We start from the raw sequence: 23,089 nt of genomic DNA, 5'->3' as shown, positions 1-23,089 counted from the left end.
CTTAAAAATTGATTTAAAAACTAAATTAAATAAAAAAGCCTTCAATCCAAATTAGAATTGAAGGCTTTTTTGACTTTTAAAGCAGATTATTTTTTTTCTTCTTTTTTATCTTCAGCTTTTTCTTCAACTTTTTCTTCTGATTTAGATGAAGATTTGTATTTATCATTTAATGCTGTAATAATTTCTTTAGTGATATCGTATTTGTCTTCAGCATATAAGATAGAAGCTGCATCACCAGTACCGTAAATATAAGCATAACCGTTTTTCTTACCGTAATCTTTAATGAATTTTTTAATACCTGAAATTAAGGTATCCATCTCAGCACCGCTTTCCTGTTGTAATTGTTGTGCTAAAGCTTGTTGCGCATAACCTAATTGCTGCTCTCTTTTTTGCAATTCTGCTGCTCTTTTTTGAGCCCATTCCTGACCATTAGCTTGCGCTTGATTTTGAAAATTAGCAGCATCTTGCTTAAAACGTTTTATCTCTGCGTCTAACTGTCTTCCTTTTTCTTCTGATTGCGCTTTGTATTTTGCTTCCAGATCTTTTGCTTCTGTATATTCTTTCATCAATTCAGAAGTATCTACATAAGCTGTTTTAACTTCTTTAACTTCTTCTGTAGTTTTATTACAAGCAATAACTGAAATAGAAATTGCGATGATTAATAATATTCTTTTATTCATATTAAAAATATTTCCTTTTTGGTATTCGTGAATCATTGATTTCATTTTGAACTAAATTGTAATTAAAAAATGTGTGTGTGAGCAAAAATATAAAAAAATAGACAGCATCCTAAAAAACACTGAAAAAATGGCAAAAATTTAAACTATTATCATTTACTATGCTTTGAACAAAAGCAATAATTTAAATTTATTAAAAACGAAGTAAATACATTTGAAATAAAGCAAAAATAAAAAAAGGTAAATATAATTCACGTTCAATGCCAAAAAAACCCGTAAAAAAGCTTTAAAACGCGTTTTAGTTGTTTTTTAAGACGTAAATCAATGAAGAATACTCTAAATTTTGTTTTGCTTTCCAATTAGACTGTAATCCTATAAAAAAAGCTTTAACAAAATTCATTTTTCCATTTTTATACTTTTCGGAAAGCAGACTCACATAAAAAGAATCAAATTTCATGGGAAGTACTTTTTTCAAATTCATATTCTCTTTTTCAAAAAGCATCTGGATTGCTTTTTTTGAAAAATGCCAAAAATGAATAGGCACATCAAAAGCTGCCCAAAATTCTTTGTAATGGTTTGCATCAAAAGATTTAAAATTAGGAACCGCAACAATCAAAGTTCCATCCGGTTTTAGCAAACGTTTTAATTCTTTGATTTGAAAATCTAAATCTGGAATATGTTCTAAAACATGCCACATCGTAATGACATCAAACGAATTATTTTCTAATACAGTTGTATTTTCAACAAATGAAATTCCTTTGTTAATTGCAATTCCTTTTGCTCTATCGCTCGGTTCAATTCCGACAGTTTGCCAACCGTCATTTTTAGCAACCGTTAAAAAGTCACCTGTTCCTGCACCTATATCTAAAATTCGACCTTTTGCAGTTTGTTGCGAATTGATTAAATTCAATTTGTTTTTTAAAGCAATGCTTTTTACAAAATGATATGCTTTTTCAAATAAAGAACGTTTATTATCGGTATGCGAAATGTAATCCTCACTCTCGTAATATTTACCTAAATTTTCAAGACTGGGTTGTGGATGTGTAATTAGCATATCCAAATCTTTATCATAATACAATTCGAAAATTTCCTTAGAAACAGAATGATCTTTTACAGTAAGGAAATGTGTTTTATTTGAAATATCCATTTTTTAGCGGTTAGTGGTCTTTTTAGTATTCAGTTAAATCGAGGACGAAATTATACATTAAAATTTATTGTAATTTTTAAAAGGAGTAATAAATCAAAATATCTATTACTCCTTTTATTTTTTTTTGAATCGGAACTTTCCAGTGATATCAAGGCTTACGGCCGTAGTTTCACGTGGAACATAACTTTAGTAATCAGAAATCAGTGTTCAACTTAAAGTAAAAAAAACTTACTGAACACTGACTACTTTTTTATCTACCCATATAAATCAACAAGACTGAAATATCGCTAGGAGAAACCCCGCTAATTCTTGAAGCTTGTGAAATAGTTACAGGACGAATCTTGTTTAATTTTTGTTTGGCTTCTATAGACATCGATTTGATTTTATTATAATCAAAATCAGCTGGAATTTTCACATCTTCTAAACGCGTCAATTTATCAGCGTTGTTTCTTTCCTTTTCAATATAACCTGAATATTTGACTTGGATTTCTGCCTGTTCTAAAATTTCTTCGTCTAAATCATTCTCAGCAACGTAAGCCTGAACTTTATCAAACTTAATCATATCTTCTAAATCAATTTGCGGACGAGAAAATATTTTAAACATCTTATCCCCTTGAGAAATTGGAGCAGTTCCTTTTTCTTCTAGGATAGGATTTGTTTCAGCAACTGAAACGGAAGTCTCTCTAAAGAAAGCAACCATCTTTTCCGATTCATTTAGCTTACGCTCCATTCTACGCAAACGGGCTTCAGAAGCCAAACCTATTTCATACGACATTGGTGTTAATCTAAAATCGGCATTATCCTGACGCAATAAGGTTCTGTATTCTGCACGGGAAGTAAACATTCTGTATGGCTCTTCAGTTCCTTTTGTAATTAAATCATCAATTAAAACACCAATATAAGCTTCATCTCTTTTTAAAATTAACGGCGCTTTTTCATGCACTTTTAAATGCGCATTAATTCCCGCCATCAATCCTTGAGAAGCTGCTTCTTCATAACCTGTAGTTCCGTTAATTTGTCCGGCAAAATACAAACCTTCTACTAATTTAGTTTCTAAAGTATGCTTTAACTGTGTCGGAGGAAAATAATCATATTCGATAGCATAACCTGGACGAAAGAATTTTACTTTTTCAAAACCAGCAACAGAACTCAATGCTTTAAATTGAATATCCTCTGGAAGTGAAGTTGAAAATCCGTTCACATAAACCTCACAAGTATTCCAACCTTCCGGTTCTACAAATAATTGGTGGCGTTCTTTATCAGCAAAACGATTAATTTTATCTTCGATAGAAGGACAATATCTAGGCCCTAAACTTTTAATTCGTCCGTTGAACATTGGCGAACGATCAAAACCTTCACGCAAAATATCATGTACGTCAAGTGAAGTATAAGTCATATAACAAGAACGCTGATGCGTTAATGGCGAAGTCAAATCTGAATACGAAAACTTAGAAGGTTTTGCATCTCCTTTTTCTTCATTCATTTTTGAATAATCCAGAGAACGACCATCCACTCGGGGAGGAGTCCCCGTTTTCATTCTTCCTGCTTCAAAACCTGCTTTGATCAAATCTTCGGTAATTCCATGAGCAGCACTCTCTCCTGCTCTACCTCCACCAAATTGCTTTTCGCCAATATGAATCAATCCATTTAGAAAAGTACCATTGGTTAACACCACCGATTTGGATCTAATTTCAACTCCCAAAGAAGTAGTGATTCCTTTTATTTTTCCATTTTCAATAATCAAACCTTTAACCATCTCCTGATAAAAATCAAGATTTGGAGTTCCTTCTAACATCATTCTCCATTCTTCGGCAAAACGCATACGGTCACTTTGAACACGAGGAGACCACATTGCAGGTCCTTTAGACTTGTTCAACATCTTAAATTGAATTGCTGTTCTATCAGAAACGATTCCTGAATAACCACCAAGCGCATCAATCTCACGAACAATTTGACCTTTTGCAATTCCACCCATAGCAGGATTACAAGACATTTGGGCAATGTTTTGCAAACTCATTGTAACCAATAAGGTTTTCGAACCCAAATTTGCGGCAGCGGCAGCAGCTTCTGAACCTGCGTGACCAGCACCAACAACAATTACATCATACTCTTCTAGAAACATTCTTTTTATTATTTGCCCTGAAATCAGGGATGCAATTTTAATCTCAAAAACATTTTTGAAATCAAAACCCGAGTTTAAATTCCGTCTCGAAAACGAGACATTTCAATATTCAATTTTAAAATGTTCCACGTGAAACATTTTATATCGAAAGACAAAAAAGAGCTTTATTGTTCCACGTGGAACATAGCAATTTTTTCATCTTCCTTTGAACGCATCAACCGTTCACTTTCTTCATCTTTATCTTTATAACCACAGTAGTGTAAAACACCATGAACCAATACACGTTTTAATTCTTCTTCAAAAGAAACATTAAAATCAGAAGCGTTGTCCTGAACACGTTCTACAGAAATAAATATATCTCCGTTTAATTCATTACCAACCGTATAATCGAAACTAATAATATCTGTCAACGTATCATGATTTAAGTATTCAAGATTGATTTTATGCAGATAATCATCATCACAAAAAATATAATTAATTTCACCTTCTTTCTTTTTTTCAGATACAATTACAGCAGATAACCATGAAGCAATTGCTTCTTCATTATCCAGATTAAAGTCATTCTCGTAGTTAAAATTTATCATTTTGTTTTAAAATATTCTTGAACCTTACGGTTGAAATTGGAGCGCAAAGGTAATGATTGTCTATTTAAAATTTCTATACTATTCAAATATTCTAACAAGCTGTTAGGTAGTGCCCTTGATTGATTATTAAACTCTTTATTATTTGTTTGAGATTGTCTTTTATTTTCTTCTCCCTGTTGTTGAATAGCATTGTTTAATTTCAATAATTCTTGTTTAATATTCGTTACTTTCTGAAGCGTTTCATTTTTAAAACCTTTATTTAATAATTGTTTTTCAAGTTGCTTCATTTGGTCCAAAGCATTTTGTCCAGCATTACCCAAACCTTGCTTTTTCAATTCACTTTCCAGAGCATCTCTCAACTCCTTTTGCTGTTTGTAAATCTCCATTATAGCTTTAGCATCTCCTTCCCCGTCTTCGCCTTCTCCGGCATCCTTTCCATTTTTATCTTTGCCTTTGCCTTCTTTACCTTCACCAGGTTTCATCCCTTGCTTCATCTTGTCACCCAAAGATTGTTGTTTAGCAATAATATCCGGCAATTGCATCCCTTCACCCTGACCCGGTTTTGGTTTTCCTTGTCCCATAGAAGACAAAGACATTTGCATATTATTCAAAACTTCGCTTAAAAAATCACCCAATTTATTAGCAGAAGCGACTGCATATTGCTGATGAGAAACTCCTTTTGAAACTTGAGAATCGGATAAGGTTTCTAAAGCTTTATCTACATTATACTGTACATTACCAACTTCTCGAGTAATGTCTTCCGTTAATTTAGGATTACGCAAAGACATAGCAAACAAACTATCATCAACATGCTTGAATTGTAAACGTAAATCCTGTTGTAATTTTATGTTCTTATTGAAAGCTGGTGAAGCAGTATTCAATGATTTAAAACGCAACATGACGGCTTCTTCAGAAAGAGAAAAAGCTAATAGATTATCTAAAATCTGGCGTAACATTTTTACATCTTCTTCCATTTGATCCATCTCTGCTCCTTCCATACCTTGTTCCATTTTCATAGACATGGATTTCATTTTCTTAGCAGCATTTTTTTGATTCGGTTTAGCTTTAGAAGAATTTTTATTCTTTAATTCTTCGGATGCTTTATTCAGATCGGTATCAATAGATTTTTCTGTATTATTATCTTGAGGTAAATCCAAAGGAGCTTTTAACTCTTTATTATCCTTTTTTAAATCATTTAAATCCTTCTGAATTTTATCAAACTCTTTATTAATTTCTTCTTGTTTTGAAAGTGTATTTTCTTTTTCATTTTCCGAAAGCTTATCCTGTTTATCTGAAAGTTTATCTAATTTATCAGCAATTTGTTCTGCCTTTTTCTGAACATAATACTTCTTAGTAAGCTCAACAAGTTGTTGCAAATTCTTAACTTGATTTTTACTTTTTTGTTTGAACTGATCCAACTTATCAAGTAAATCTTCGTTCTTCATCTTCTCATTTAAAGCTTTTAACTCATCTAACAGTTTCTTGTTTTTTTCTATTTCTTCGTTATTAGATTCTAAACGCTTTTCTAATTCTTTTTTAAACTCATCCTCCTTTTTAGTTTTAGAATCATCTAAATTATTTTTCATTTTATCCATAAAATTACGCATCAATTCATCTTGCTTTTTTTGCTGTTGGATAAAATCCTTTATCTTTTGTTGATCATTAAATTCAAAATTTTCTTTTTCCTTTCCGGATTTTTGAATCTTATCCAATTGAGAAAATTGCTTATCCTGGCTCTTTAAAGATTTTTGTAAACCTTGAATATTATCTGATTGTTGTTGTAAAACCAAATCTTGTATTTCTTGTGCAGTACGTATTCGATTAGAAAACACAGCTGACTTAGAACTTTTAAAATGATGCAACACATCATTGTCAAAAACTTCAAAATAATAATCATAATTGACTCCTTCCTGAACAGGAAGATTAGCAGGAAAAGCAAATACAAACTGATCAAAAACTCCTGACTTAATTGCAATTGTTCCACGTTTGGCAGTTGTTGGTTTATTCGATTCATAATACACAATCTGTAATTGGCGTAAGCCATAATCATCTGAAATTTTTCCTAAAAGATAATTCGTAGCCAGCTTTAAACTGTCTGGTGCCTGGTTAACGGTAATGGTTGGAAACTGATCTTTGATAACTGTTAACTGATAATTCAGTTTTTCATAGTCAACTACAGCATTATTAGAGCTAATGATTTGATAATCTGTATTTTCATTAATATTTTTAGCTAAAATGAAGTTATTTTCAGATTTATTGAATTCAGAAACTGAATTAGCGTTCGAAAAAACTACTTTTTGAGTAGATTGAGTATTAATTTTCCAGGTAACTTTAGTTCCTTCGGGAATAATAGCATTTCCGGTTCCTTTGATAATTTCAGCTTTTCTATTGAGATGAGCAGGAAAGTTTAACTGCATTTCGAAATTTAAAATAGAAGGAACAGCAATAACTTTCAATTGATATTCCTGAGAAGAAACAGCATTTCCTTCAACATGAAAAGAAATGTCCTGAGTAGGTTTTTCTATTTTGAATTCAAATTCGCCTGCTTTAGTACTTTCCATAAAATAACTTTCGTCGTTTATGAAAATCATTGCATTTTCTGGAACGATTTTCCCAACGGTTTTAAGCTTAACAGTAAAATCTTTGTTCTGTTCCGTTTGTAAATTAGAATTCAAAAGCACAAATTCAAAAGGAGCTGGTGGTAAAAAAGTAGCATTAAAATGAACTATTCTATTTAGACTTTGAGTAATGACTCCTTTATTTCCTGAAAAATAAAAAGAAGCTAACAATAAAACAGGTACAATAGCTAAGGGTAAATATTTTTTATTGGAGTTGAAATTTACTGCTTTACTAAATGGAATTGGTTGCAAAGCATTTGCTTTTTGTTCAATAGAAGCCAGAAGCAATTCTGATTTATTCTGATGAATATCAGAATCTGACAATTGAATAAAATTGAGTAACTTATCTTTTACATCTGAAAAATGATTTCCTATAATAGCTGAAGCTTCCTTATAATCTATTCCCTTTTTGAATTTGAACAATTTAAAAAGGGGAAATACAATATAACGGAACAATAAAATCACTTCTACTCCAACGAAAGTCCAAAACAAAATAGTTCTTGCAGTAGGTTTTAACCAAAGAAAATATTCTATAAAAAGCGTAAATAGAAAATACAGTAAACCCAAACCGATAAAGAAAACTATGCCTCGTATCAATTCGTTCAGATAATACTTTCTAATAAAAGCCTCTAATTTTTGATATATGAAATTGGAACTGTTCAAATTTATTTTGCTTTTTAATAACCCATAAAAGTAATAATTATAAACATAAGTTTGAAAGACAAAAGTCTAAAGTCAAAAGTTATGATTTTGAATTAAAAGCTTTACGACTTTCGACTAATGACTTTTGACTAAAATTGTATCTTTGTATAAAATATATATCAAATGTCAAACCCAATTCGTGTGCGTTTTGCACCTAGTCCAACGGGACCTTTACATATTGGCGGAGTTCGTACTGCCCTGTTTAATTATCTGTTTGCCAAAAAAAACGGTGGAACCTTCTTTCTAAGAATTGAAGATACTGACCAAAACCGTTTTGTACCAGGAGCGGAAGAATACATCATGGAAGCATTAGAATGGTTAGGAATTGCTCCGGATGAAACTATTGGAAAAAATGAAAAATTTGGTCCCTACCGTCAAAGCGAAAGAAAAGATTTATACAAGCAATATGCTGACCAATTGATTAATTCCGGTTGGGCTTACTATGCTTTTGATACTCCAGAAGCTTTGGATGCTTATAGAAAATCTGAAGAAGAACAAGGAAAAACTTTTATTTACAATCATACCAACAGAGAAAAGTTAGATACTTCTTTAGTTATTTCTGCAGATGAAACAGCTAAAAGAATTGCTAACGGAGAACATTATGTGATTCGTTTTAAAACTCCGGTAGATGAAATTTTACATTTAAAAGACATCATTCGAGGACATGTAAAATTTGAAAGTAATCTTTTAGACGATAAAGTTTTGTTTAAAAGTGACGGAATGCCAACCTATCATTTAGCCAATATCGTTGATGATCATTTAATGGAAACTACCCATGTAATTCGTGGTGAGGAATGGTTGCCTTCTATGCCATTGCACGTCTTACTGTATCACGCTTTTGGATGGCCTGCTCCAGAATTCGCACATTTACCTTTGATTTTAAAACCTGTTGGAAACGGAAAACTATCCAAACGTGATGGAGATAAATTAGGCTTTCCAGTATTTCCTTTAGAATGGAAAACACAAGAGGGAATTTCATCCGGTTACAGAGAAAACGGATTCTTCCCGGAAGCTGTGGTTAATTTCTTAGCTTTATTAGGTTGGAATGACGGAACAGATAAAGAATTATTTTCATTAGAAGAATTAGTGGAAGCTTTTGATTTGAATCGAGTTCATAAAGCGGGAGCTAAATTTGATCCGGAAAAAAACAAATGGTTCAATCACCAATATTTGATTCAGGCAGAAGATTTAAAATTAGCAGAAGATTTTGATGTTATTTTAAAAGAAAAAGGCTTCGATACTTCACTTGAAGTGATTACAAAAATTGTATCGTTAATCAAAGAAAGAGCAAACTTTGTATTTGAATTTTGGGAATTAAGTGATTTCTTTTTTGTAGCTCCAACTTCATATGATGAAAAAGCAAAGAAAAACTGGAAAGCAGAAACACCAGCTTTAATGCAGGAATTAGTTTCTGTTCTAGAAGAAATCACCGATTTTACTTCTGTAACTATTGAAACAGTTGTAAAAGACTGGTTAACTAAAAACGAAATTGGAATGGGTAAAGTAATGCAGCCTTTCCGTTTGAGTTTGGTTGGAGCCTTAAAAGGCCCTCACCTATTTGATATTGTGGAAGTCATTGGAAAAGAAGAAACCATTTCAAGAATTCAAAAAGCAATTGAAAACATATAAAACTAAAAAAGTCCCGATTAATTGTCGGGACTTTTTTTATAAATAAAGAATAACATTTCCGTTTAGAACTCCTGGGTTTCCTTTGAACTTATATCCCAGATTTTTAGAATTCAAATTACCCAGCATATTTGAAATTCCATATTGGTAGGAAACATTTAATCTAAAATGCTTCACTCCTGCTGTAATTCCAACCGTGGGATAAAAATTAAATTTAGAAATATCCACAATGTCTTTAGCTTGTAAAGTAGTCCCTGAAATTATATTGTTTTCTTTGCCTGACTCTACTTTGTATTTTCCGTTTATCTGAACCAAAGGACCAAACTCAAATGATAAATGATTTTCAATTAAAATATAACTGAGTTGTAACGAAATTTGTGCGGATGGTAATTTATAATTCACATCTTCTTTTCCTAAAACCAATTGGTCAGTAGCCACAGAAAAATTGTTTTCAGAAAACTGAATGCCATACACCATATCCCAGTTATCATGAAAATTTCCTCTCATAGATAAACCTGCATTCCATCCCGTTTGGGGTTTGGTATCAAAATTATTGGTATTTAAGGTAAACTGATTGATTCCAGCAGTAATCCCAATTCTGTTAGAATCGCGATAACCATATTGAGCAAAACTACCTAAGGAAATCAATAGAAAACAAAAAGATAACGTAAGCTTTTTCATAATAAGTGTTTTAAACAGACACAAACCTAAAGTTTTTTTGTAATTTAACAGGGAAATTTTAACTAAATTATATATCATGAATATTCCAATGATTTTTCTATTATTTATTGCGCTCTTTATTTTCCTCTCTTCTTTCTTTACGGTCAAACAGCAAACAGCGGTGATTGTGGAACGTTTTGGAAAATTTCTAAGTATCAGACATTCCGGACTGCAATTAAAAATTCCTATAATTGACAAAATTGCAGGTCGTGTAAATCTTAAGATTCAGCAATTAGACGTTATTATTGAAACGAAAACTAAAGACAATGTGTTTGTTAAACTAAAAGTTTCCGTTCAGTTTATGGTAGTTAAAGAAACCGTTTATGATGCCTTTTACAAATTAGAATATCCGCATGATCAAATTACATCTTATGTATTTGACGTAGTTCGTGCCGAAGTTCCTAAATTAAAATTAGATGATGTTTTTGAAAGAAAAGATGATATTGCCATTGCTGTAAAAAGAGAATTAAATGAAGCGATGACTACTTATGGGTATACCATTATCAACACTCTGGTAACTGATATTGATCCGGATATTCAGGTAAAAAATGCGATGAACAGAATTAATGCTGCCGACAGAGAAAAGACAGTAGCTGAATTTGAAGCAGAAGCATCCAGAATTAGAATTGTAGCTAAAGCAAAAGCTGAGGCCGAAAGCAAAAGATTACAAGGACAGGGTATTGCAGATCAAAGACGCGAAATTGCCCGTGGATTAGTAGAAAGTGTGGATGTATTGAACCGCGTAGGAATCAATTCTCAGGAAGCCTCTGCCTTAATTGTAGTTACACAGCATTATGATACTTTGCAAGCTATTGGAGCTGATACCAATTCTAATTTAATTTTATTACCTAATTCTCCACAAGCAGGAAGCGAGATGCTGAATAACATGGTAGCTTCATTCTCGGCATCCAATCAGGTAGGTGAAATGATGAAGAAAAACAGAAAAGTTTTACCTAAAAAAGAACAAACAAAATTAGAAGAACCTGAAGATTATTCATCAGATAACGATGATGAAAATGATGAAGAATAAATACTTAAACACAAAAAAGAGGCTTAATTGCCTCTTTTTTTATTTGTAAACCATTTTATAATAATTGGTATCATCAAACTTAATATCGTCCCAGAGGAGCTAAAAAAAGTGCTTTTTACAGCATCTGCTACATTTGATGCTACATTTAGAAAAGTAAAACTTTCTTTTGTTTTCTGAACACTCAAAACCATTTTCTGATAACTGATTTCTTTTTCAATTTTCAGAATTTCTAATTCGTTATCAATTTGTGCATAAGAAGAATATTTTTTGGTTTGCATAATTAATCATTAAAAAAGATTTCTGAAAATTTCTCTAAAATAGGTCCTTCAACAATTTTGTCTTTTACCAAAAACAATAATCCGGTACAAAGCAAATAAATGAAACCGACAGTTAAAAATCCTAAAGTATAACTTCCTAAATAACTCGAAATAGCAAAAGCTAATCCGATGGAACAAAACAATAAAACCATACAAAAACACAGCAAAATCAAGGTAAACTTAAAAACCATTGTAGTAGATTTCATAGCCATCTTGAACGCTACCAATTTATAATAAGATAAATTCTTATAGATATAATCTTTAGCTTGTTCCTGAATGTTTTCTGAATGCTCTTTTAAATCATCAAAAGCCATATTGTTTTATTTCAATTTTTATAAAATTATTTTTGAAGTTTAGCATTTTGCTCTTTAAGTTCAGCTAATTTTATTTCTAAAAACGAAATGACATCTTCTGTTTTATGGCTCATATTAGAAACTAATTCTCCATAAGTTTCTTCTAAATCTATTTTAGCATTATTTAATTTCGATTTTAAATCTTTTTCAAGATCCTTATACCCGTCTTTAATTTTTTTTCTTGTTTTATCCCCTTTATCAGGTGCAAATAAAATTCCCAGTGCGGCTCCAATGGCTGCACCACTTACAAGAGCTATTATTGTGTTTCCAGTATTAGTTGCCATAATTATTTATTTTTTTAAGTTTCCTTAAAGATACTAATTAATTTTCGAATCTTTTCTTAAGGAATGGTTATAAAAAAAGTCGAAATATGAAACTCTGGTCAGGAATAGTTAAATTATCAAAAAACGAACACTAAAAACCCAAATTAAACCTTTAAATCGATTCAAAAAATAAAAATATATTCTGTATCGGATTCTTTTAAAAAATCGCTTAAAATTAAAATATGAAAGCCTTTTTTAATCTATAAAAATTATAGTTTTAAAAATATAAATAGGATTTTATAATAATAAAAAAAAGCGCTTAATTAGCGCTTTTCAATAGTTATAATTTATTTAAAAATTGTTCTATAAATTCTTTTTCTCTTTCGGAGGAATTTTTTGGAGGATTCGATTCTAACTTTAAAATTTCATCTCTGAAAGAATTTTTAAATTCTGAATCATATTCTAAATGATACAAATTTAAAACAGTTCTCGAACGAACAAAAGTCGATTCACTTCTAAGGGACATTGTAAATAATTTTTGCAAATCTTCTCTATCGTAATCAGATGCTTTTAAAGGAGCATATTTCAAAATCAAATTAGCAAACAACAACGAACTTTTATTATTGTTGATATTTTTCTTAAATGAATTTTGCAATAAACTATAATTCGAAATTCCGGCCAGGGTCTCTCCTATTGCATTTCGTATTGCATTACGCTCTTCTCTGGTACTAACTTTAAAATATTTGTTGATATCTTTTAAAGCATTATTAATACTATTAGTTTCTTTTTTACCTTTTTCTTCCCAGGCATCTTTTAGTCCTACAGTCTTGTTAAACACTAATTTAGAAGCCGTTGAATCTTTATCCACATTGAAATAACCCAAACGTTGGAATTGGAATTTATCTCCTAAAACTGCTGTTTCTAAACTTGGTTCTACGAATCCTTTTACTATAGATAATGAATTTGGATTTATAAAATCAAGGAAATTTTTCTCTTTATGACTGTCCGGAGCTTCATCTATAAACAATCTGTCATATAAACGTACTTCGGCTTCAACAGCGTGTTGAATTGAAACCCAATGCAAGGTTCCAGCTACTTTACGTTTAGAAGCTTCACTTCCACTTCCACTTCTACTGTCTTCATCATAGGTAACATGAATTTCAGTAATTGTTCCATCAGCATCTTTTACAACACTTTCTCCTTTAATGATATAAGCATTTTTAAGACGTACTTCATTACCAATACTTAAGCGGAAAAACTTAGCCGGAGCTACTTCTAAAAAGTCTTCTCTTTCAATATAAAATTCTTTAGAAAAAGGTACTTTTCTAAAACCTGCACTTTCATCTTCCTGATTATTTTCGGCATCCAACCACTCCTCTTTTCCTTCAGGATAATTAGTAATTACCACTTTTACCGGATCTAAAACAGCCATTACACGAGGTGCAGTTTTATTCAAATCATCACGCAAACAGAATTCTAATAACGAATAATCAATGATATTCTCCCGTTTAGCAACACCAATAATATCACAGAATTTTCTAATAGAAGCTGCTGTATATCCTCTTCTTCTTAATCCGGAAATCGTAGGCATTCTGGGATCGTCCCATCCAGAAACAAAGTTTTCCTGTACTAATTGTAACAACTTTCTTTTACTCATTACCGTATAATTCAGGTTCAAACGAGCAAATTCATATTGATGTGGTCTAACCTTAGATTCATCATAAATTTGGTCTAAAAACCAATCGTATAATTCACGGTGCATGACAAATTCTAAAGTACAAATAGAGTGTGAAATTTGCTCTAAATAATCACTTTCTCCATGTGTATAATCATACATTGGATAAATGCACCAATCGTTTCCGGTTCTATGATGTTCTTTATGTAAAACGCGGTACATGATAGGATCACGCATTAACATATTAGAAGAAGCCATATCAATTTTAGCACGCAAAACATGAGTTCCTTCTTGAAAATCACCGTTTTTCATTCCTTCAAATAAAGCTAAATTCTCTTCTACAGAACGATTTCTATACGGACTGTCAACCCCTGCTTGAGAAGGTGTTCCTTTTTGTTCTGCCATTGCTTCAGAAGATTGACTGTCTACATAAGCTTTGCCTTTATTAATTAAAATAATAGCCCAGTCATACAACTGTTGGAAATAATCAGAAGCATACAATTCCTTATCCCATTGGAACCCTAACCATTGCAAATCTTCTTTAATGGCATCCACATACTCCTGCTCTTCTTTAGCCGGATTGGTATCATCAAAACGTAAATTTACCGGAGCATTGTATTTTAATCCTAAACCAAAATTCAAACAAATGGATTTAGCATGTCCAATATGTAAATAACCATTAGGTTCAGGTGGGAAACGGAATCTTAATTTATTTTGAGGAAAACCATTAGTTAAGTTTTCTTCGATAATTTGTTCTATAAAATGCAGTGATTTTTCTTCAGTTGACATGTCTAAGTTTTAAAAACACAAAGTTATCAAAATTGTTGATTAAATAAGGACTTGAAGAATTGCATATTTACTTTAAAGCTAAAAATTTCAAATATTTTGTACTTTAGTGCCGAATTAAAAAACAACTAATAACAACAAGAATAATATGGAAACTATTAAATTAAAAAATATCCGAACTTTTTCATACCACGGATGTTTAGTTGAAGAAGGAAAAATAGGTTCTGATTATGCTGTTAACTTAGAAATTAAGGCCGATTTACAACAATCTACACAATCAGACGAATTAGCAGATACAGTAGATTACGTGCATTTAAATCGTATTGTTGTTGAAGAAATGGCTATTCGGTCTAAATTATTAGAACATGTAGCTAAAAGAATTAATACAAGAGTATTGGCTGAAATTCCTATGGTAATGAAAACCATTGTGGAAGTCTCAAAAATCAATCCTCCTATTGGTGGTGATGTTGAATCAGTTACCATAATTTTAGAAGAAACCAGAAATTAAAAATTAAAAGTTTTAGAGTAAAAGTTTTAAACTTTAAAGTTTTTAATTACTTTTGCAGTCCATAAAAACAATGGCGTCGTGGCCGAGCGGCTAGGCTGGGCTCTGCAAAAGCTCCTACTCCGGTTCGAATCCGGACGATGCCTCAAAAAGAGACACAGAAATGTGTCTCTTTTTTTTATGATTAATTTTTAGAAAAAATTAAATAAAGATAGATTCGAATCCGGACGATACCTCAAAAATATTCAAAGTAATTTGGAGTTTTTTTTATGTCTAATTTTTGAGAAAAATTAAGTAAAGTTAGGTTCGAATCCTAACGATAAATCAAGAACCTACAAAGTAATTTAGAGGTATTTCATTCTACATATATCTACTTTTTCTAGTAAAATTATAAATAGTATTCAACTTAGGATTGTCATTATTTATTTCAGTTTTATAAATTAAAATAGAATCTTTTAAATAAAATTTTTCATTTTTAAAATTTACATAACCTTGATTTGGATGACAATCTTTATTAGTCTTTACAAGAATATATTTATCATTCTTTCTTAAAGGTTTTAGTTTGAAATTTTCATAAAAATAGCATTGATTAGTTTGAAAACTATTTAAAATCAAAGTATCATTAACAACTTCCCATTTACCTTTGGAAATAGAAGAAGAAATGGAATTAAAACGTTCAAATTCAAAGTTTTATCGTTATTAATTTTTAATTTACTATTCAAGGAAAACCATTGATTTTCAAACTTATCAGTATTATTACAGCTAATAAAGAATAAACTAATAATTAAAGTACATACAGAGATATTTTTCATATTCAAAAATATTAAGTCTATAAAAAAACCGCTCATTATAAGCGGTTTAATAATTCATTTTATTTTTGTTCTTCAATATGTTGAAAGGCTTTAGTAACCATTTCTTTTTCTTTAGGGAACCAACCCTGAATCATTAAAACAATCCCAAAAACCATTAAAACAACACTGATTCCTTTCTTAATTCTGAGGATATTCCCAGGAGTCATTTTAGATTTTAGTTGTTTAGCTAACAAAATTTTAATGCAATCTACTAACAGATAAGTAATAATTACGGTAGTAAAAAAAGTCATCATTCTGGAAGTTTGCATATCTAATTTAGGTCCAACTGAAATAATTACTGCCAGCCAGAATCCTAAAACTCCAATATTAATAACATTTAAAAAAAGTCCTTTTATAAACAAACTGAAATAATCCTTTTTAAGTATTTCCCTGTCAATTTCTTTGGTATTAATTCTCTTCTCTTTTCTTAAACTTATTAATGATATTATACCATAAGCAAACATTAAAATACCTCCGAAAATAAAAAGAGCCGGCTTATCTTTTAAACTCTGTATTAATCTGAAACTACCTAAATAAGCAATTGAAATAAAAATTATATCACCTAAAACTACTCCTAAATCAAAAACAAGAGCGGCTCTGAATCCTTTTAAAATACTGGTTTCCAGTAAAATAAAAAAAACAGGACCAATCATAAAACTCAGGAAAATTCCCCAGGGAATACCTGATAAAATATCGTTAATCATTAATTTCAGAATTTATTTTAGAATAAAAATACATTTTTTTTATTCTTTTTCTTCAATTTTTCCTCCTAAAACTGTTTGCTGATTAATTTGTTTCGGTTTACCGTAGATAAAAATATTACCTCCTGCTTTCACTTTTGCATCGACTAAAGTACTTGCATTAATCTCAGCAGTTCCACCTGCAGAAACACTTACTGTGGATTGTGAAGTAGCTAAATTTTTAGATTTTAACACCCCGCCAGACATAATAATTACATCCTGATTGATTGCTCCGCCACTCAATTCTATAATTCCTCCCGTTACAGCTTTTACATTGACTTTCTGAGCATCTACTTTTATGTTAATAGAAGCACCTTCTTTAGCATTTAAATTAAAAATAGTTTGCTTAAAAACAGCATCACCGGATACCGACGATCCTTCATTAGCCGTTATATCATCAATATTTTTATAATACAATTTGATAGAAATATCATCCCCAGATAACAATTTAGGGAAAGGCATTCTTAACTTTAATTCCCCATTATTATTAACCACTTCTACTTCTTTTTCTCTGTTTCCACTAATAACCACCTTGTTTTCAGTAGAAGCTATTAATTTTACTGTTAGTTTATCATACACTTTTAAGCTGCTAAAATCACCTAATGTTTTTGTTAACTGTGCAAAACCTGCTTGTGACAGGATTACTAATGCTGCTATAAATAATTTTCTCATTTTCATTAATTTAATTGTTTATTCTGCTCTTCTTATAAAATTAAAATCCAATTGTTTTTTGACTAAATCGGCATTTTTTACTTTAACGTAAATTTCATCTCCTAATTGTAATAATTTGTCTGAAGTAGCGCCAACTAAGGCATATTGTTTTTCATCAAAGGTATAATAGTCTTCTTTTATGTCTCTTATCCGAACCATCCCTTCGCATTTATTTTCGACAATTTCAACATAAATTCCCCATTCGGTAACACCAGAAATAACACCTAAAAATTCCTGATCCTGATGATCCTGCATGTATTTTACCTGCATGTATTTAATCGAATCTCTTTCGGCATTAGTAGCTAAACCTTCCATCGTAGAACAATGCAGACATTTGGTTTCATACAATTCCTCATCGGCTGATTTTCCTCCATCCAGATAATACTGTAACAAACGGTGTACCATAACATCCGGATAACGACGAATAGGCGAGGTAAAATGCGAATAATAATCAAAAGCTAATCCGTAATGACCAATATTATCTGTAGAATATTTGGCTTTACTCATACTTCTGATAGCCAGTGTATCAATTAAATTCTGTTCCTTTTTTCCATTTACATCAGCCATTAACTGATTCAATGATTTGGAAATATCGTCAGGATTACGGAAATCAATTTTATAACCAAATTTTGCAATTACATTCTGCATCGCAATTAATTTATCTTCATTGGGTTCGTCGTGTATTCTGTAAACAAAAGTTTTCTTTTGTTTTCCAATGTATTCCGCTACTTTTTTATTAGCTAAAAGCATGAATTCTTCAATCAGATGATTGGCATCTTTTGAAACTTTAAAATAAACACCTTCCGGTTCTCCTTCGGCATCCAGATTAAATTTTACTTCTACTTTATCAAATGAAATGGCTCCGTCATTCATTCTCTTTCTACGGAAAATTTTAGCTAATTCATCTAATTTAAGCGTTGCTGAGACAATTTCTTCTGAAACCTGATAAGAACTACCAGTAAGTGAAATTTCTTCCGGAATAGTATCGTCTTTGGTTTCTATGATGTATTGTGCTTCTTCGTAAGCAAATCGTTGGTCTGAATAAATTACGGTTCTGCCAAACCACTGATTGACCACCTGACATTTTTCAGTAATTTCAAATACAGCCGAAAAAGTATATTTCTCCTCCTGCGGACGCAATGAACAAGCAAAATTAGACAACACTTCAGGAAGCATTGGCACTACTCTATCTACTAAATAAACCGAAGTTGCTCTTTGATACGCTTCATCATCAAGGATAGTTCCTTCTTCTAAATAATGCGAAACATCGGCAATGTGAATACCAATTTCGTAATTACCATTTTCTAATTTTTTAAAAGAAAGTGCATCATCAAAATCCTTAGCATCTTTTGGATCTATCGTAAAAGTCAGCGTATCCCGCATGTCACGACGCTTCGCAATTTCAGCTTCTGTTATTGAAGTATCAATTTTTTGAGCGTAAGTTTCTACTTCAATTGGAAATTCAGAAGGCAAACCGTATTCCGCCAAAATAGCATGAATCTCCGTATCGTGTTCTCCGGGTTTTCCTAAAACTTTCACCACTTTCCCAAACGGACTATCAGCTCTTTTAGGCCAGTCTTCGATGTGAACTAATACCACATCACCATTTTCAGCTTCGCCTAAATTGTCTTTTGGAATAAAAATATCAGTATACATTTTTGGATTTGCAGTCGATACAAAAGCAAAGTTCTTTTGAATATCAATTACTCCAACAAAGTCCGTTTTATGTCTTTCTAAAACTTTAATTACCTCTCCTTCAGCTCTTCTGCCCTTTCTTCTGTTATAAACATAAACGCTTACTTTATCTTTGTCTAAAGCACGATTTAAATTATTTGTTGGAATGAAAATATCCTCTTCAAATTCATCACAAATAAAATAAGCCGTTTTACGACTCGTCATATCAATTGTTCCTTCATAATAATCCTGACTCACCGCCTTGATTAAATATTTTCCGGGTTCAGATTCTGTGATTTTCTTTTCCGCAGCAAGAATCTTTAAGTCTTTTATAATCTGATTTCTGCTTTGTGTATCATCTACTTCTAATTTTGCTGCTATTTGCTTATAATTGAAAGCTTTATTAGCACTATTCGATAATATTTTTATAATTTTATCTGAGAAACTTTTCTCTTTCTTAACAGGCTTTCTTAATCTTTTTCCCATACGTCTTTTCTTAAAAGTCGAAAATTACAAAATAGTTAACACTTAAAAGAGATATGAAGCCAGTTTTAAATAAAATATAACGGATTAGCAGTTGTTTCAACATTAAACAATTCGATATGGAAGCTTTTATAACCATTGCCACTTTTGATTACATCCATGAAATCGAAATTCTAAAACACCGATTGAATCATGAAGGTCTGCAATATTATTTTCAAAATGAAATCATGTCTTCTTTCGCTCCTATGTATTCCACAGCTTTAGGAGGAATCAAACTTAAAATTCATCCTAACGATTTTGAAACTGTAAAAACAATTCTTGAAGAAATGAGAAACGATAACAATCTAAAAATTGTTTAATCTTTTCAAAGTTGTCAACATATATTAATATTATAAAAAAGAAAATTTTAAATTAATTAAATTATTGTTTGTTATTATAGCGTGTTAATAGCTGCAATAATTTTTTTAGAAATAGTTTAAAAATGAAGTTTTAGTTTGTTATTATGAGTTATTAACATAGTTACATGAAGCTAAATATTTAATTTTAAAGTGTTTTTGATTTTTAGTTAACAATGGTTGATAACCAAAAATCATTTTAAAATGTAAATAAGTAATTTTTGAAATTATATTGATAAACTTGTTTTTTGTGTTTATAACTTTTCTAAAAATCGTTCAAACTTTTTTAGGTTTATAAATTCCAATTTTGGATTAGATTTTTTTTCGATACAGACAAAAAAAACTTCTGATTTTCTTTCTTAACTTATTAACAATTCATGTTAAATTAAAGTTAACTGAAAATCAACGAATTAGAATTCACTATTAACAATGCAAAATTTTAACAGATTAAATCTATTTTATGAATTGATTACCAGTATTTTATACATTATTAAAAAATGTTAATAAGCTCCTATGCTGCTAATAATCTGATAATTATAGCTATCATAGTTTTCCTTTTTAAAATCTGTTAAAAGACAAATAGTTTTGGTAAATTTGCAAAAAATTAAAAAGATATATAATGAAAATTTCAATAGGAAATGATCACGCAGGTCCGGAATATAAAATAGCTATAGTAAAATGGTTAGAAGCTAAAGGATATGAAGTAACTAATTATGGAACGGATACAGATGCTTCTGTTGATTACCCTGATTTTGGTCACCCGGTTGCAACAGATGTTGAAGAAGGAAAAGCAGATTTTGGTATTGTTATTTGCGGAAGCGGAAACGGAATTGCAATGACGGTTAATAAACACGCAGGAGTGAGAGCAGGTTTGTGCTGGACTAAAGAAATTGCTTATTTAACACGTTTGCATAATGATGCTAATATTGTAAGTATTCCGGCGCGATATACTTCAATTCAGCAAGCTATTGAAATTGTAGAAACCTTTTTAGAAACTGCTTTTGAGGGTGGAAGACACCAAAACAGAGTGGACAAAATTGCTTGTAAATAAAAATTCGCGGTGCTGCGCACCAAAAATTAATAAAAGCTCGGTATTTCACCGGGCTTTTTTTGTTTTCTATTGACTAAATTAATGTAAATTCAGTCAACATACTGACTGAATTAATGTTAATTCAGTCAACGTACTGACTGAATTAACGTTTTTTGATTATATTTGTATCTAAATAGTTAAAAATTCAAAGTCATGAATTTTTTAGAAAGAGGAATAGATACAGTATTTTCCAAAAAAGTTTTACCTAATAAAGTTTTGATTTTATTGGGAGCAAGACGTGTGGGTAAAACGGCTTTCATCAAAAATTATCTTTCTACGATTCCTAAAGAAGATTATTTACAATTAAATGGGGAAGATATTCAAGATGCCGATTTATTGAAAGAACGATCAGTTGTTAATTACAAACGTCTTTTAGCGAATGTAAAATTGTTAGTTATTGACGAAGCCCAAAATATTCCTGAAATAGGATTGATTTTGAAATTGATTGTAGATACTATTGAAGATATAAAAGTCATTGCTACAGGATCTTCGGTTTTTGATTTATCGAATAAGCTGGGCGAACCTTTAGTAGGCAGAAAAAACACTATTTATTTATTTCCATTGGCTCAAATGGAGTTTGCTAAATATGAAAATTTCAAAGAAACTACTCAAAAATTAGAAGAACGATTACTTTTTGGATCGTATCCGGAATTGGAACAATACCTGGATTGGAATGAGAAAATCAATTATTTAAAGGAGATAGTCAATTCGTATTTATTGAAGGATATTTTGGTTTATGAAGGTATTAAACAATCGAATAAAATTCTGGATTTGTTAAAATTAATAGCTTTTCAAGTTGGGCAAGAAGTGTCGCTACAGGAATTAGCCCGACAATTGGGTATTTCTAAAAACACGGTCGAAAGTTATTTAGACTTACTTTCTAAAGTTTTTGTTATTTATAAAGTACCAGGTTTCAGTAGAAATTTACGTAAGGAAATTACAAAATCAAACCGATGGTATTTTTATGATAATGGTATCCGAAATGCGATTATAGCCAATTTTAGTCGTTTGGATTCCAGAACGGATGTTGGTGCATTATGGGAAAATTATCTCGCTTCCGAACGAATTAAATACCAAAATTATACTCAAAAAACGGTTACTAATTATTTTTGGCGCACTTATGACCAACAAGAATTAGACTGGGTAGAAGAAGAGAACGGTAATTTACACGGTTTCGAATTCAAATGGAATGAAAACCGAAAAGCCAAGATTCCTACGGCTTTCGCCAAAGCTTATCCGGAAGCCAGTTTTGAAGTGATTAACAAGCAGAATTATTTAGATTTTATACAGTAAATCTAATAAAACCAGCTTCTGGACAGGAATGTCGTAAACATGTCGTAAACAAACCGCAAGATAAAATAGGTTAAGCAATCTAATTTTGAGGAAATTTTTAAAAGCTATATTATGGAAACTATTGGAACAAAAATTTCAAAAATTAGAAAGCAAAAAGGAATGTCTCAAGAAGAACTTGCTGACTTGTCAAAAATCAATTTAAGAACATTACAAAGAATTGAAAAAGATGAAAATGAACCCCGAGGAAATACGTTAAAACAGATTTGTGAAGTTTTAGAAATCAACATTGAAGAAATACTTGATTTTGGAAAAAAAGAAGATAATAGTTATTTAATTTTTCTTCATTTATCAATAATTTCCAATATCATAATACCTCTGGGAAATATCATTTTACCGCTTATTTTATGGTTAAATAAAAGAGATAGTATAATTGAAGTTAACAACCAAGGAAAAAATATTTTAAATTTTCAAATTCTCTTTTCAATAATTTCAAATCTAATCTTAATTATTGCGGTTTTAGGTAAAATAATGCATTTGGGATTAGGAATAGTATCTATTTTCCTTGCTTATTATAGCTTTACCTTTTTAAACATTTGTTATTCAATTTATGTAGCTATAAAAATAAAAAGTAATCAGATAAAGAATTATTATCCAAACCCAATAAAATTTTTGAAATAATTATACTCTAATAAACTAAAAATACTTTGCGAACTTTGAGAAAACTTCG

At 30.8% G+C, this 23,089-nt stretch carries 20 protein-coding genes and 1 tRNA gene; 8 read left to right on the top strand and 13 right to left on the bottom strand.

All coding sequences use genetic code 11. The annotated features are described in order from the left end of the window. Positions 1 to 86: 86 nt before the first annotated feature. The 5 genes from ABS764_RS04385 to ABS764_RS04365 form a co-directional block, all read right to left on the bottom strand. Positions 87 to 716, bottom strand: a complete 630-nt coding sequence (locus ABS764_RS04385) for an OmpH family outer membrane protein (RefSeq protein ID WP_408080746.1) — start codon at positions 714 to 716, stop codon at positions 87 to 89. 259 nt (positions 717 to 975) lie between these two features. Beyond that, positions 976 to 1,824, bottom strand: coding sequence for a class I SAM-dependent methyltransferase (locus ABS764_RS04380; RefSeq protein ID WP_408080357.1), 849 nt, complete (start codon positions 1,822 to 1,824; stop codon positions 976 to 978). Between the two features lie 250 nt (positions 1,825 to 2,074). Continuing rightward, the gene (mnmG, locus tag ABS764_RS04375; protein WP_408080355.1) at positions 2,075 to 3,946 is read right to left on the bottom strand and encodes a tRNA uridine-5-carboxymethylaminomethyl(34) synthesis enzyme MnmG; all 1,872 of its coding nucleotides are present in this window, start codon (positions 3,944 to 3,946) and stop codon (positions 2,075 to 2,077) included. Positions 3,947 to 4,110: 164 nt separating this feature from the next. Next, positions 4,111 to 4,530 carry an rRNA maturation RNase YbeY gene (gene ybeY, locus ABS764_RS04370; protein WP_408080353.1) on the bottom strand — a complete coding sequence of 140 codons (420 nt, stop codon included), beginning with the start codon at positions 4,528 to 4,530 and terminating at the stop codon, positions 4,111 to 4,113. Beyond that, on the bottom strand, positions 4,527 to 7,811 hold the full coding sequence (locus ABS764_RS04365; RefSeq protein WP_408080351.1) for a DUF4175 family protein: 3,285 nt from the start codon (positions 7,809 to 7,811) through the stop codon (positions 4,527 to 4,529). Before ABS764_RS04365 ends, ybeY begins: the two co-directional genes overlap by 4 nt. 162 nt (positions 7,812 to 7,973) lie before the next feature. On the opposite strand from ABS764_RS04365, the gene gltX reads away from it, so the two are divergent. Continuing rightward, complete coding sequence (gene gltX, locus ABS764_RS04360; RefSeq protein WP_408080349.1) at positions 7,974 to 9,479, top strand: glutamate--tRNA ligase; 1,506 nt, start codon at positions 7,974 to 7,976, stop codon at positions 9,477 to 9,479. 36 nt (positions 9,480 to 9,515) lie between these two features. On the opposite strand, the gene ABS764_RS04355 is transcribed toward gltX, so the two are convergent. Continuing rightward, the gene (locus ABS764_RS04355; RefSeq protein ID WP_408080347.1) at positions 9,516 to 10,157 is read right to left on the bottom strand and encodes an outer membrane beta-barrel protein; all 642 of its coding nucleotides are present in this window, start codon (positions 10,155 to 10,157) and stop codon (positions 9,516 to 9,518) included. 76 nt (positions 10,158 to 10,233) lie between these two features. On the opposite strand from ABS764_RS04355, the gene ABS764_RS04350 reads away from it, so the two are divergent. Continuing rightward, complete coding sequence (locus tag ABS764_RS04350; RefSeq protein WP_408080345.1) at positions 10,234 to 11,226, top strand: SPFH domain-containing protein; 993 nt, start codon at positions 10,234 to 10,236, stop codon at positions 11,224 to 11,226. 23 nt (positions 11,227 to 11,249) lie between these two features. On the opposite strand, the gene ABS764_RS04345 is transcribed toward ABS764_RS04350, so the two are convergent. The 4 genes from ABS764_RS04345 to ABS764_RS04330 form a co-directional block, all read right to left on the bottom strand. Continuing rightward, positions 11,250 to 11,504 carry a DUF6327 family protein gene (locus tag ABS764_RS04345; protein ID WP_408080343.1) on the bottom strand — a complete coding sequence of 85 codons (255 nt, stop codon included), beginning with the start codon at positions 11,502 to 11,504 and terminating at the stop codon, positions 11,250 to 11,252. A 2-nt stretch (positions 11,505 to 11,506) separates the two neighbouring features. Next, positions 11,507 to 11,857 carry a competence protein gene (locus ABS764_RS04340; protein ID WP_408080341.1) on the bottom strand — a complete coding sequence of 117 codons (351 nt, stop codon included), beginning with the start codon at positions 11,855 to 11,857 and terminating at the stop codon, positions 11,507 to 11,509. A 26-nt stretch (positions 11,858 to 11,883) separates the two neighbouring features. Beyond that, on the bottom strand, positions 11,884 to 12,180 hold the full coding sequence (locus ABS764_RS04335) for a YtxH domain-containing protein (RefSeq protein ID WP_408080339.1): 297 nt from the start codon (positions 12,178 to 12,180) through the stop codon (positions 11,884 to 11,886). 319 nt (positions 12,181 to 12,499) lie between these two features. Beyond that, positions 12,500 to 14,623, bottom strand: coding sequence for a glutamine--tRNA ligase/YqeY domain fusion protein (locus tag ABS764_RS04330; RefSeq protein ID WP_408080337.1), 2,124 nt, complete (start codon positions 14,621 to 14,623; stop codon positions 12,500 to 12,502). Between the two features lie 145 nt (positions 14,624 to 14,768). On the opposite strand from ABS764_RS04330, the gene folB reads away from it, so the two are divergent. Together folB and ABS764_RS04320 are read left to right on the top strand one after the other, a co-directional pair. Further along, a complete protein-coding gene (gene folB, locus ABS764_RS04325; RefSeq protein ID WP_408080335.1) occupies positions 14,769 to 15,128 on the top strand; it encodes a dihydroneopterin aldolase in 360 nt (119 codons plus the stop codon). 72 nt (positions 15,129 to 15,200) lie between these two features. Further along, positions 15,201 to 15,271: transfer RNA gene (locus tag ABS764_RS04320), tRNA-Cys, on the top strand. A gap of 725 nt (positions 15,272 to 15,996) precedes the next feature. On the opposite strand, the gene ABS764_RS04315 is transcribed toward ABS764_RS04320, so the two are convergent. The 3 genes from ABS764_RS04315 to rnr are packed head-to-tail and all read right to left on the bottom strand — an operon-like array spanning position 15,997 to position 19,587. Beyond that, complete coding sequence (locus ABS764_RS04315; protein ID WP_408080333.1) at positions 15,997 to 16,680, bottom strand: LysE family translocator; 684 nt, start codon at positions 16,678 to 16,680, stop codon at positions 15,997 to 15,999. A 39-nt stretch (positions 16,681 to 16,719) separates the two neighbouring features. Next, positions 16,720 to 17,388, bottom strand: a complete 669-nt coding sequence (locus ABS764_RS04310) for a head GIN domain-containing protein (RefSeq protein ID WP_408080331.1) — start codon at positions 17,386 to 17,388, stop codon at positions 16,720 to 16,722. 18 nt (positions 17,389 to 17,406) lie between these two features. Then, positions 17,407 to 19,587, bottom strand: a complete 2,181-nt coding sequence (rnr, locus tag ABS764_RS04305) for a ribonuclease R (protein WP_408080329.1) — start codon at positions 19,585 to 19,587, stop codon at positions 17,407 to 17,409. A 116-nt stretch (positions 19,588 to 19,703) separates the two neighbouring features. Between rnr and ABS764_RS04300 the strand changes: the two genes are divergently transcribed. The 4 genes from ABS764_RS04300 (at position 19,704) to ABS764_RS04285 (ending at position 23,040) form a co-directional block, all read left to right on the top strand. Continuing rightward, positions 19,704 to 19,943: a DUF2007 domain-containing protein gene (locus tag ABS764_RS04300; protein WP_408080327.1), complete on the top strand. Its 240-nt coding sequence runs from the start codon at positions 19,704 to 19,706 to the stop codon at positions 19,941 to 19,943. 655 nt (positions 19,944 to 20,598) lie between these two features. After that, positions 20,599 to 21,030, top strand: a complete 432-nt coding sequence (gene rpiB / locus ABS764_RS04295; RefSeq protein WP_408080325.1) for a ribose 5-phosphate isomerase B — start codon at positions 20,599 to 20,601, stop codon at positions 21,028 to 21,030. 192 nt (positions 21,031 to 21,222) lie between these two features. After that, positions 21,223 to 22,362, top strand: a complete 1,140-nt coding sequence (locus tag ABS764_RS04290) for an ATP-binding protein (RefSeq protein WP_408080323.1) — start codon at positions 21,223 to 21,225, stop codon at positions 22,360 to 22,362. Between the two features lie 111 nt (positions 22,363 to 22,473). Next, positions 22,474 to 23,040: a DUF4870 domain-containing protein gene (locus tag ABS764_RS04285; protein ID WP_408080321.1), complete on the top strand. Its 567-nt coding sequence runs from the start codon at positions 22,474 to 22,476 to the stop codon at positions 23,038 to 23,040. Positions 23,041 to 23,089: the final 49 nt, after the last annotated feature.

Source organism: Flavobacterium plantiphilum, from assembly GCF_046000495.1.
Taxonomy (GTDB): Bacteria; Bacteroidota; Bacteroidia; order Flavobacteriales; family Flavobacteriaceae; genus Flavobacterium; species Flavobacterium plantiphilum.
The sequence above is the reverse complement of the archived record's forward strand: the minus strand, read 5'-3'. Positions and strand labels throughout refer to the sequence as shown.